This window comes from Buchnera aphidicola (Floraphis choui), from assembly GCA_039830045.1.
Classification (GTDB): Bacteria; Pseudomonadota; Gammaproteobacteria; order Enterobacterales; family Enterobacteriaceae; genus Buchnera_B; species Buchnera_B aphidicola_AX.
The window spans coordinates 311697-324245 of record CP140044.1; the positions used below are offsets into that span (position 1 = coordinate 311697).

Annotated in this window: 9 protein-coding genes and 1 pseudogene; 9 read left to right on the plus strand and 1 reads right to left on the minus strand. The window is 23.1% G+C overall.

Annotated features, from left to right (window positions below):
* Window positions 1–383: 383 nt before the first annotated feature.
* The 5 genes and pseudogenes from UAT33_01385 to gap all read left to right on the plus strand — a co-directional run bounded on the left by UAT33_01385 (window position 384) and on the right by gap (window position 4967).
* Window positions 384–1628 carry an FtsX-like permease family protein gene (locus tag UAT33_01385; protein ID XBC43604.1) on the plus strand — a complete coding sequence of 415 codons (1245 nt, stop codon included), beginning with the start codon at window positions 384–386 and terminating at the stop codon, window positions 1626–1628.
* Window positions 1621–2309 (plus strand): annotated as a pseudogene (locus UAT33_01390) (ATP-binding cassette domain-containing protein). The gene UAT33_01385 and the pseudogene UAT33_01390 overlap by 8 nt, the downstream one beginning before the upstream one ends.
* A 15-nt stretch (window positions 2310–2324) precedes the next feature.
* Complete coding sequence (locus tag UAT33_01395; GenBank protein ID XBC43605.1) at window positions 2325–3563, plus strand: FtsX-like permease family protein; 1239 nt, start codon at window positions 2325–2327, stop codon at window positions 3561–3563.
* 89 nt (window positions 3564–3652) lie between these two features.
* Window positions 3653–3811 carry a hypothetical protein gene (locus tag UAT33_01400; protein ID XBC43606.1) on the plus strand — a complete coding sequence of 53 codons (159 nt, stop codon included), beginning with the start codon at window positions 3653–3655 and terminating at the stop codon, window positions 3809–3811.
* A gap of 157 nt (window positions 3812–3968) precedes the next feature.
* Window positions 3969–4967 carry a type I glyceraldehyde-3-phosphate dehydrogenase gene (gap, locus tag UAT33_01405; GenBank protein XBC43607.1) on the plus strand — a complete coding sequence of 333 codons (999 nt, stop codon included), beginning with the start codon at window positions 3969–3971 and terminating at the stop codon, window positions 4965–4967.
* Between the two features lie 164 nt (window positions 4968–5131).
* Here gap and fldA read toward each other — a convergent pair whose 3' ends face one another.
* Window positions 5132–5647 carry a flavodoxin FldA gene (gene fldA / locus UAT33_01410; protein XBC44106.1) on the minus strand — a complete coding sequence of 172 codons (516 nt, stop codon included), beginning with the start codon at window positions 5645–5647 and terminating at the stop codon, window positions 5132–5134.
* Between the two features lie 414 nt (window positions 5648–6061).
* Here fldA and phrB point away from each other — a divergent pair, with 414 nt between their 5' ends.
* The 4 genes from phrB to sucB all read left to right on the plus strand — a co-directional run bounded on the left by phrB (window position 6062) and on the right by sucB (window position 12533).
* On the plus strand, window positions 6062–7492 hold the full coding sequence (phrB, locus tag UAT33_01415; protein ID XBC44107.1) for a deoxyribodipyrimidine photo-lyase: 1431 nt from the start codon (window positions 6062–6064) through the stop codon (window positions 7490–7492).
* Window positions 7493–7508: 16 nt separating this feature from the next.
* Window positions 7509–8252, plus strand: coding sequence for a Nif3-like dinuclear metal center hexameric protein (locus UAT33_01420; protein XBC43608.1), 744 nt, complete (start codon window positions 7509–7511; stop codon window positions 8250–8252).
* Between the two features lie 289 nt (window positions 8253–8541).
* Window positions 8542–11301 carry a 2-oxoglutarate dehydrogenase E1 component gene (locus UAT33_01425; protein XBC43609.1) on the plus strand — a complete coding sequence of 920 codons (2760 nt, stop codon included), beginning with the start codon at window positions 8542–8544 and terminating at the stop codon, window positions 11299–11301.
* Window positions 11302–11315: 14 nt separating this feature from the next.
* Window positions 11316–12533: a dihydrolipoyllysine-residue succinyltransferase gene (sucB, locus tag UAT33_01430; GenBank protein ID XBC43610.1), complete on the plus strand. Its 1218-nt coding sequence runs from the start codon at window positions 11316–11318 to the stop codon at window positions 12531–12533.
* Window positions 12534–12549: the final 16 nt, after the last annotated feature.

Below are 12549 nucleotides of genomic sequence, written 5' to 3' on the forward strand. Positions count from 1 at the left end.
TTATTTATTTTAGTGCAATATGTTTTAAATATCATTTAATTTTTTATACATTTTAAAAATGTTAGTTTCTTATATTGTTAATTTAATTATTAAATAATTAATTAAAATATATTACTTTAAATAATTTTAAAATATATTTTTATAAATATTATTTTAAAGTAGATATAATAGTTATAATTGCTTATTATGTATTCATGACATCTCATTTTTTATAAAAAATTGATACATTATTAATTCAGAACGTTTTACTAAACATACTTTACATAAAATATTGTAATAGAATACAGCATATATTACTATTTGAACGTTTTAAAAAATTAAATTTTAATTTTTATTAAAAACTATTATAAAGTTTTCATTATTATATAAAGCTATCTTTGGAAATGTACAAACAAAAAACAAATTTTACTACAAGATATATTAATATAAACTTATTTATTTCTTTTTTTTTAGGACTTCGTTACCTTTTTGGTAATTCTAATAATTTTTTTAATAAATTAACAAATATATCATCTATTATTAGTATGTTATTTGGAACATTTTCTATGATTACTGTTATTTCTATTATGAATGGATTTGAAGATGAGTTGAAAAACAGTGTCTTTAATTTTATTCCTCACGTTATTATTAGTAATACTAAAAATAGTATGAATAGATTGAGTATTAATAAAAATGATATTTTTTCAAAAAATGTAAAATATGTTTCTGAAATAATTTTTAGTGATGTAATAATTCAAAGTCATTCTGACATTTCTATAGGTTCAGTAATATCTATAGATAATGATAGATCTAATATATTTAAACCTTATATTAAACATAGTAAAAGTTTAGATTTTTTAAAAACAAATCATTATTTTGCAATAATAGGAAAAGGTTTAGCAAATAAATTAAATATTAATATTGGCGATACATTTAAATTAATTACTCCAAATTTGAAGCAATTTTCATTGTTTGGTAGCGTTCCTAATCAACGTACATTTACTTTAATTGATATTTTTATTACTAATAATGAAATTGATAACTATCAAATTTTAGTTAATCAAAAAGATTTATCTCAATTTTTACATTATCCTAAAAATCATATTACAGGATTGCGGGTATGGTTGAAAGATCCATTAGATGCTGAAAATTATATGAAAAATTTTCATTTACCAAACAAGGATATAAAAATTTGGAAGAAAAATTTAGGTGAACTATTACGTGCTGCAAAAATAGAAAAATATATGATGATATCATTATTTAGTTTAGTAATTATAATATCTATTTTTAGTATTATTGTATCTATTAGTTTATTGATCATGGATAAAGAAAGAGATATTGCTATATTTCAAACATTAGGTTTGTCTAGATATAATATTATGTTAATATTTGTTTTTCAAGGCCTATTCAGTGGAGTAACAGGAATATTATTAGGAACATTATTAAGTTTTTTTGTTTTAAATAAAATAACTGGAATTATGTCAATCATGAATTTATTTTCTCTAGATTTTTCGTTACCTTATTCTATTATTCCTATTCAAATTATAATAATTAACTGCTTATCTATAACATGTATTTTATTATCAATTATATATCTCTCTTGGAAAGCAACGATGGCATTTCCATCAAAAAGGTTAGCTTATGAGTAATGATTATTTATTAAAATGTAATTCTATATGTAAATCTTATTTTATTGGGATAAAAAAAAGTTATATTTTACATAACGTTTCCTTAATATTGAAAAAAGGCGATATGATTTCTATCACTGGATCTTCTGGATCAGGAAAAAGTACTCTTTTACATATAATAGGTGGTTTAGACTCTCCTGACGAAGGAGAAGTTTTTTTTTAGGAAAAAAAATGCATAGTATTTCAAATAATCAACAGTCTATATTAAGAAGTTGTCATTTAGGTTTTATATATCAACTTCATCATTTGCTATTAGACTTTAACATTATTGAAAATGTAGCTTTACCTTTATTAATTCAAAGAAAAAGTAAACTAGAAGCATTTGAACAAGCATACGATATTTTAAGTGATGTAGGTATAGAAAAAAAAGTTAAAAGTTTTCCATCAGAATTATCAGGAGGGGAACGTCAGAGAGTAGCTATTGCTAGAGCACTAGTTACAAAACCTAGTTTAATTATAGCTGATGAACCTACTGGGCATTTAGATAAAAAAAACTCTGATCGTATTTTAGAATTATTGTTAAAATTCAATCGTAAATATCAAACAACTTTTTTAATAGTAACCCATGATATTACATTTTTTAAGAATATACCATTAAAAATGGAGTTAAAATCTGGAAAATTATATAAAATAAATCCTTAATTAGGAAATTATACAGTGATTTATTTATCTTTATTAATATCTAGAAAATTTAATATTCAACTTAAAAGTAATAGTATAGCCCCCTTAGTTTCCTTTATTTCTAAAGTTGGAATATTTTTAGGAGTATTTGTATTAGTAATTAGTTTCAGTATATTAAATGGATTTCAATTTGAATTAAATAATAGAGTTTTATCAGTACTTCCACACGGTGAAGTTTTATCTATTAATCAACCATTTCATAATTGGATAAAAATTAAAAACTTATTAGAATTATTACCTGATGTCATATCTATAACTCCATATGTAAATACTACAGCATTAATTAATCATATAAATGGAATAAAGGGAATTCAACTAAGAGGATTAGATTTTAATGGTAACAACGAATTAAATAAATTAAATAAATTTATAAATAAAGCGACGTTAAAAAAAATAAAAAATAACAAGAATCAAATAATTATTGGGAAAAATATAGCAAAATTCTTATCTATTCACAAAGGAGACTTAATAAATATTATTTTGTCTAATCATCACAATTCTTCAATATTATATCCTAAATATGTTTCTTTGAAAGTGTTAGATTTTTTTGAAATAAATAGTAGTATAGATAGTACATTAGGTTTAGTTCCTATTTCAGATTTACAAAGATATCTTAATATGAGTTCTAACATTTCTGGACTAGAAATAACTATAAAACATCCATTTAATGGAACTTCAATTTTTAAAAATATTCAATCAAACTTGCCAAATAATTTTGTTATAAAGAATTGGATAATTGAATATAGCGATATATATAATGATATTAAATTAATAAAAACTATAGTTTACTTGACTATGACATTAATTATTATAATTTCATGTTTTAACATAGCATCAATTACTTTTCTAGAAGTATCAAAAAAAATTAATAGTATTGCAATATTAAAAACTTTAGGAATGAATAATTTTTCAGTAAAAATCATACTTTTGATTCATGGTATTAAATCCATATTAAAAATTAGCTTGTTATCTTTATTATCAAGTATAATTTTATTATTAAATTTTAAACATATTCTATACTATATAGAGAAATATTTAGATAAGAAATTATTATCTCATACTATTTATTTTATCGATTTTGTTCCTATTTCTATTTATTTTTTAGATATTGTTTCAATATTTTTTATACTTATTATAATAGGATTAATATCTAGTTATTATCCTGCTTATTATGCTAGTAAAATTAATCCTGCAGAAATTTTAAAAAAATGTTAACTAAACATGTTAATTTTAAAATATATTTAAATGTTTTAAATATTATTTAGCATTATTCTAAAAATTTAAAAAATTTATTAAGGTAAGTAATGCAGTCAACTAATCGAAGACTTAAAAATACGCGTTACAAAAAACATAAACGAAAAATTCATCAACGTTTTCGAAATAATATTTTTGAACGTGAAATTAAAAAAATATTTTTTAATACACAATATTTTTTAAATAAGATAAAATCATTTTGTGTATAAAATAATATTAATTATTGCTTAATAAGTATAATATTTGTTATTAATAAAGTATACGATCTAATTTATAATGATATTATCGATATAAAATAATTTAATAGAACTATATTTAAAATAATTTTATTTATTTTAAGGTTTTAAAATAATAACTGGTAAAAAAATGACTATTAAAGTAGGTATTAATGGATTTGGCCGAATAGGAAGAATGATATTCAGATTGGCTCAATTGCGATCTAATATTAAGATATTAGCTATAAATGATTTCGTTGATACGAAATATATGGCATATATGTTGAAATACGATTCTACGCATGGACAATTTCCAGGGACTATACAAATTAAGAATAAACATCTTATTGTAAATGATAAAGATATTTATATAACTAATGAAAAAAACCCGGAAAACTTGTTATGGGGAGATTTAAAAGTTGATGTAGTAATAGAATCTACAGGAGTTTTTCTAACTACTTACGATGCTTATAAACATATAAAATCTGGAGCAAAAAAAGTAGTAATAACTGGACCTTCAAAAGATGATACACCAATGTTTGTTCGAGGTGCTAATTTTCATACATATTCAGGACAAAAAATAGTTTCAAATGCGTCTTGTACTACTAACTGTTTAGCTCCTATAGCAAAAGTTATTAATGATGAATTTGGAATTATAGAAGGATTAATGACTACTGTTCATGCTACTACGGCTACTCAAAAAACTGTTGATGGGGTATCTTGTAAAGATTGGAGAGGAGGAAGGAGTGCTTTACAAAATATTATTCCTTCGACAACAGGGGCAGCTCAAGCTGTAGGTAAAGTTTTACCTGAATTAAACAATAAATTAACAGGAATCGCTTTTCGTATTCCTACAGCTAATGTTTCTGTAGTAGATTTAACTATTCGTCAAAAAAAATCAGCTACTTATTTAGAAGTATGTCAGAAAATTAAAAGTGCCTCTCAGGGAAATATGAAAAATATTATTGGTTATACTGAAGACAAAGTTGTATCAACTGATTTTAACGGAGTTGAATTAACTTCTATTTTTGATGCTACAGCTGGACTATCCTTAAATAACAATTTTATGAAATTAATAGCTTGGTATGATAATGAAACCGGATATTCTAGTAAAGTATTAGATTTAGTAGAACTAGTTTATTCTAAATAATGTAATTAATTGTTTTAGCAAATTATAGCTTTTATAAATTTCATACTGACATTATATGTTTAATGTCATATGAAATTTATAATATGGTTAGTATATTTAAAAATATTTACTAATTATATTTATGTAAATAGAATTTAATTTTATATAAAAAATTTAATATAAATTTATACAATTTTTAGTTCTTTTTTTAGTTGTTCAGTCCACATTTTTATTCTTTTTTTACTTTTTTCTGGTTGTCGATCTTCGTCTATTACTAATCCAAAAAAATGTTTTTTGTCATATAATGCTTTAGAATTTTCAAAAAAATAATCGTCAGTAGCCCATCTTCCAACAAAATTATTACATGATTTTTTCACAATATTAAATAAAATTCCAATCCCATCACAAAAATATTCAGAATAATCTTCTTGATCCCCACATCCAAATAAAGCAATAGTTTTATTATAAAAATTTATTTTTTTTAAAGTTGGTATAAAATCATCCCAATCGCATTGAGGTTCTCCGTAATACCATGTAGATACTCCTAATATGACAGTATTATATTTTTCTATATCTTGTTTTTTTGAATTAGCAATATCATAAATATCGGATGCATCTTTTCCTATACATTTTCGAATATATTTAGCTGTTTTTTCTGTATTTCCCGTATCACTTCCAAAAAAAATTCCTATATTTTTTATCATATGTAATCCTATTTAACTAAAATCAAATATTGTAAATGTTATTCTAGTAGATATTTAGAATTTCATCAGTTAAATATATTTAATAAAAAATAATTAATATATTTTAAAAATTTCATAACTTGTATTAATTTATATATAATATGAAATAAAATAACCACTAAGTGATTTAGATTAATTTTATTAATATAAATACAGATAACTGGTTATCGACTTTAGATTATTAATAAAATAATTATCTAAGACTTTAAATAATACATACGTAAAACTACATGTGATACAATTATTTTAATAAGATATCAAACAACATTTTCCTATAAATATAATTTTCCTACAATTATGTATATCAATAATATAAAACTTTATAATTGATATTAAAATCTTGTAAATATTGCTATAAGACTAAATAATATGATAATGACTAATCTTATCTGGTTTCGAAATGACTTGCGCACACGTAATAATTTAGCACTTTATTCTGCTTGCAAAGATAATAAATCAATTGTATTAGCCTTATTTGTTTCTGTGCCTGAACAGTGGAAAATAAATGGAATATCTTCTAAAAAAGCGTTTTTAATATATAAAAATGTTCTTTTTTTAAAGAAAGAACTAATGAAATTAAATATCGTTTTATACTACCATGAGTCTACTACTTTCTTAAAATCTGTCAATTATCTTGTTAAATTTTGTAAAAAAAATAAAGTAAATCATTTATATTATAATTATGAATATGAATTTCTTGAACAAAAAAGAGATTTTCTAGTCGCTAAAAAACTTAAAAATTATTTTATCTTTTCAAGTGGGTTTCATAGTTCTACATTAGCAATACCTGGAGAAATTGTAAATAAACAAGGAAAAATGTATAAAAAGTATAGTCATTTTAAAAAAAAATGTATTTTAACATTATTAAAAAATTATTCAAAGAATACTTTTAAACTTCAAAAAAGAAAAAATTTTATAAAAAAACATAATTTTTATATCCCACTATTTAACTTTCCTATGGAACATTTTAATGAACAATTATTTCCAGTAGGAGAAATTAAAGTATTAAAGAAATTAAAATTATTTATTAAACATAAATTAAATAAATACGATATTAATCGTAATTATTTTATGTTAAATGGCACTAGTATGCTTTCCCCCCATTTGTCTATCGGGGTATTGTCACCTATACAATGTTTGTCTTATTTATTTAAATATTCTTCTAATATACATGAATATTCTTTTGAAAAATGTGCTTGGATAAATGAGCTCATTTGGCGTGAGTTCTTTAAACATTTTCTATACTTTTATCCAATACTAGGTAAGAAAAAAGTATTATGTAATTGGGAAAACAATATAAAATGGGAAAATAATATTGAACATTTTACTTTATGGAAAAAAGGAGAAACAGGATTTCCTATTATAGATGCTGGAATGAAACAACTAAATAAACTTGGATGGATGCACAACCGTTTAAGAATGATCACTTCTAGTTTTTTAGTCAAAAATTTATTAGTTAATTGGAGAAATGGAGAACAATATTTTATGTCACAACTTATTGATGGTGACTTAGCATTAAATAATGGTAATTGGCAATGGATTGCTTCTATTGGTAGTGATAGTAATCCATACTTTCGCATATTTAATCCTATACTGCAATCTAAAAAGTTTGATATAAAAGGAGTATTTATTAAAAAATATCTTCCTGAACTAAAAAAAATTCCTTCAATAAATATTCATGATCCTAATTCATGGAATGAAGAAATAAGGAAAACAATTAATTATCCTAAACCAATAATAAATCTAATCGATTCAAGACAAAAATCATTAAAAGTTTTTAAACATGCAAGATACAAATCATAATCATATATATTAACTCATGAAAAATACTATATTAGAAAAAATTATAAATAAAAAATTAAACTCTGCAAAATTTGACGATTGTATTCCGAATGGATTGCAAATAGAAGGAATTCAAGAAATAAAAAAAATTATAACTGGAGTTACAGCATGTCAAGAATTATTAGACATTGCTGTCAAAAAAAAAGCACAAGCTATAATAGTACATCATGGATATTTTTGGAATAAAAGTGAAAGAGTTATAAAAGGAATACTTAAAAGTAGAGTAAAAACTATACTTGAAAATAATATTAATTTATATTGTTGGCATTTACCTCTTGATTATCACTATAAATTAGGAAATAACGCTCAAATAAAAGAAGCTCTAAATATCTGCTTAAAAGGATATATATTACCATTGGTACCTTGGGGGATCTTTAAACAAGACATTGCTTATAAAAAACTAATTAAAATTATATCAAAAAAATTTAATAGAATTCCTTTTCATTATAAACATAACGCACCTGAAATAATTAAAAAAGTTGCTTGGTGTAGTGGAAAAGGACAAAGTTTTATAAATTCTGTTTCTCAATTTGGAGTAGATGCATTTTTAACAGGTGAAGTATCAGAAGATACTATTCATGTCGCTAAAGAAAAGAATTTTCATTTTTTTTCAATTGGACATCATGCTAGTGAACGTGGAGGAATAATAGCATTAACTAATTGGTTAAAAAACACAAGCAATTTAGATATCACTTTTATTGATGTTTATAATCCTATTTAATTTTGCGTATATTTTGATTGAATGTAATTTTTGCATATTTTAATATGATTTTATAAAATTATTTAAATTTTAAAAAATTTAAAATAAGCATATTTAAAAAGTTTAATTAGAATTAAAATAATGATGTAAAATTACAATATTTTAATAATTTTAAAATTATTTTAAATAAAAGTTTAAGTTAATTAAAATTGATTTTTTATTATTTTTATGAAATATCTTTTTTTCTATCTAAAACATAAAGTTATATATTAAATATTTCTTTATAATTATTTATCTATTAAGGAAAATTATGAAAAAAGATGAATTTAAAAATAAATTAAATTTGTCGCTATTAATAAATACTGATATATATTACTTAGATAATATGTATAAGCAATTTTTAAAAGATTCCCATTCTATAGATAAATCTTGGAGTGATTTTTTCAAAAAATATTTTAATGAAACAAATTTAAATAATAAACCAAAAAAAAAGAATTTTATAATTTCTAAAAATAAGGAAAATATAAAAAATATAGCAGGTACTATAATTGACTTTTTTCGTAGAAATGGACATAGATTTTCTAATTTAGACCCACTAAACCTAAAAAAAAATGAATCTTTTCCAACATTAGAATCATTTTTAAATGGAATAGATATCAAAAATATTGATATACAATTTTTTTCACAGTTCTTAAATAATTCTTTTGATGCAATGACTTTAAAAGATTTGTATTATACTTTTCATAAAATATATTGTAAAAATATAGGATATGAATATATGCATATCAATTGTGAACGTGAAAAAAAATGGATTCAAAATTATATCGAACGTAACTATAGAAAGCATATATTTAATAAAGAAGAAAAGAAAGGTATCTTAAAAAATTTAATTGCAGCCGAAACGTTAGAAAAATATTTTGCTTCTAAATTTCCTGGTTCAAAACGTTTTTCTTTAGAAGGAGCTGAATCATTAATACCTATGTTGCATGAAATTATCAATTACGTTACTAAGTTTAACATTAACAAAATAATATTAGGAATGTCTCATAGAGGTCGATTAAATGTACTAATTAACGTTTTAGAAAAACCAATGAAAGATGTATTTAACGAATTTTCTGAAATAAGTAAAACAAGAAATTTGAGAAATGGAGACGTAAAATATCACATGGGTTTTAATAAAAGCAAATCAACTCAATTTGGAGTTGTTGATTTAGATTTGAAATTTAATCCTTCACATCTAGAAATTATTAATCCCGTAGTAGTAGGAGCTACTAGAGCTTATCAAGATAATATAAAAAAAGATAGTAAAAACAACGTTTTATCTTTAATACTTCATGGAGATGCAGCTATTTCTGGACAGGGAGTAGTTCAAGAAACGTTAAACATGTCTCAGGTTAGAGGATACAAAGTAAACGGAACTGTACATATAGTATTAAATAATCAAATTGGATTTACTACTTCTAATTTAAAAGATTTAAGAAGTAGTATGTATTGTACTGATATTGCTAAAATGATTGAATCACCTATATTTCATGTTAACGCAGATAATCCAGAAGCAGTATTGTTTATAGTAAGGTTAGCTTTAAATTTTAAATATCATTTTAAAAAAGATATATTTATAGACTTTGTTTGCTATAGAAGACATGGACACAACGAAATAGATGATCCATTTGTAACTCAACCAATAATGTATTCAAAAATTAAAAATCATCTTACCATTTGTAATATTTATAATATAGAATTAATAAAAAAAAATGTAATTCATCACGATTATTTAAATATTAATATTAAAAAATATAAAAAAATACTAGATATGCAATATTTAGAACACAAAGTTGATGTACAATTAGCAAAAAAAAATTTCTTTCATAAAAAACATTCTTCTATAATTTGTAATCAAGTTATCGAAAATATTTCTGAAAATAAATTAAAAGAACTAGCAAAAAAAATTAGTATTATTCCATCAAATATTGTTGTTCATCATAGAGTTTTAAAAATATACCAAGATAGATTAGATATGGCAAATGGAAAGAAATTTCTAGATTGGGGGGCTGCAGAAACATTGGCATATGCTTCATTATTAAATCAAGGTATTTCTTGTCGATTATCAGGGGAAGATGTGAGTAGAGGAACTTTTTCTCATAGGCATGCTATTATCTATGATCAAAAAAATGGGGCGTCATATATTCCTTTACAAAATATAAATTCTAAACAAGGGAAATTTTATATTTGGGATTCAGTATTATCAGAAGAAGCAGCATTAGCTTTTGAATATGGATATTCTATTAGTAATAATAATACATTAACTATTTGGGAAGCCCAGTTTGGAGATTTTGCAAATGGGGCACAAATTGTTATTGATCAATTCATTTGTTCTAGTGAACAAAAATGGGGAGTTTCGTGCAATTTAGTAATGTTATTGCCTCATGGATATGAGGGCCAAGGACCAGAACATTCTTCTTCTCGATTAGAAAGATATCTCCAATTATCTGCTGAAAATAATATACAAATTTGTATACCTACAACTGCTGCTCAAATGTATCATGTATTACGAAGACAATCACTAAATATTGCGAAAAAACCTTTAATTGTTATAACGCCGAAATCTCTTTTGCGTTATCCGTTATCATCTTCACCTTTACAAGAATTTTCAAAAAATATTTTTCAAGAAATTATCCACGAAATTGATAATATAAATACTAACATAATAACAAGAATTATTTTATGTTCTGGAAAAATATATTACGATTTATTATATCAAAGACGGATAAATAAAAAAAATAACATAGCTATTTTTAGAATAGAACAATTATACCCGTTTCCTAGTAAGATGTTATTAAAAATATTAAAATCATACTCTCATGTTCGCGATTTTGTATGGTGTCAAGAAGAACCTCTCAATCAAGGTGCATGGACTTATAGTCAATATTATTTAAAAAAAATTTTATCTAAAAAATCTTCATTAAGTTATATAGGTCGTTCTAAGTCTTCATCTACAGCTACTGGTTACATTGATATTCATAAAAAACAACAAAAACGATTAGTTTATGATGCTTTAAATATAAGTTAACATAAGAGATAATAATGAATATAGAAAATATTCTTGTTCCTAGTCTTCCTGAATCAGTTACTGAAGCTACAATTATAACTTGGCATAAAAAACCTGGTGATGTTTTAAAAGAAGACGATATCTTAGTAGATATTGAAACTGATAAAATAGTTTTAGAAATACCATCTTTGTGTAACGGAACATTAGGTAACATTATTGCGAATCAAGGACAAAAAGTATTTTCAGGACAAATTATAGGAACAATAGTAAAATCAAATATTAAAAATAATTTATCAATCAACAATTTAAAAAAAGCTGAGAACATTAAGGACAATAAAGAATTAACTTTATCTAAAAAACATCTAAGTCCTATGGTAAGACGATTAATATCTATATATAATTTAAAAGATATTTATATTAAAGGTACCGGCATAAAAGATCGTATTACACGTGAAGATATAATGAAACATGTTAATAAAAGTACTATAAAAACTGATATGAATAACACGTGTAATAATGAATATCAAAAAAAGTCAAATATAAAAAATTGTAGTAGAAATATTAATCGTGTAAAAATGTCTGAATTAAGAAAAAAAATTTCTGAAAGATTATTAGAAACGAAAAATAATTCGGCTTCATTGACTACTTTTAATGAAGTAAATATGGAATCTATTTTAAATTTAAGAAAAAAATATGGAGATTTATTTACAAAAAAATATAATATTAAATTAGGTTTAATGTCTTTTTATGTAAAAGCAGTAATAGAAGCACTTAAAAACTTTCCTGAAATTAATGCTTCAATCGATCAAGACGATATTATTTACTATAAATATTTTGATATTAATATTGCTATTTCTACTCCTCGGGGATTAGTTGCACCTGTATTAAGGAATGTAGATTTAATGAGCATGTCAGAAATTGAGCAAGAAATTCAAATGCTTTCTATGAAAGCAAGAAATTCTAAACTAACTATTGACCATTTAAAAGGAGGAAATTTTACCATTACTAATGGTGGAATTTTTGGATCTTTATTTTCTACTCCGTTAATAAACCCTCCTCAATCAGCCATCTTAGGAATGCATTCCATTAAAGAAAGACCTATGGTCGTAGATAATAATATTAAAATACTTCCTATGATGTATTTAGCACTAACATATGATCATCGTTTAATAGATGGAAAAGAATCAGTAGGGTTTTTAATGAAAATAAAAGAATTATTAGAAGATTTCAATCGAATTATATTAGGTATATAACTTATATAATATTTTA

Coding starts and splice junctions, on each gene's coding strand:
- UAT33_01385 (XBC43604.1), top strand. CDS start 384: ATGTACAAACAAAAAACAAATTTTACTACAAGATATATTAATATAAAC.
- UAT33_01400 (XBC43606.1), top strand. CDS start 3,653: ATGCAGTCAACTAATCGAAGACTTAAAAATACGCGTTACAAAAAACAT.
- gap (XBC43607.1), top strand. CDS start 3,969: ATGACTATTAAAGTAGGTATTAATGGATTTGGCCGAATAGGAAGAATG.
- UAT33_01420 (XBC43608.1), top strand. CDS start 7,509: ATGAAAAATACTATATTAGAAAAAATTATAAATAAAAAATTAAACTCT.
- UAT33_01425 (XBC43609.1), top strand. CDS start 8,542: ATGAAAAAAGATGAATTTAAAAATAAATTAAATTTGTCGCTATTAATA.
- sucB (XBC43610.1), top strand. CDS start 11,316: ATGAATATAGAAAATATTCTTGTTCCTAGTCTTCCTGAATCAGTTACT.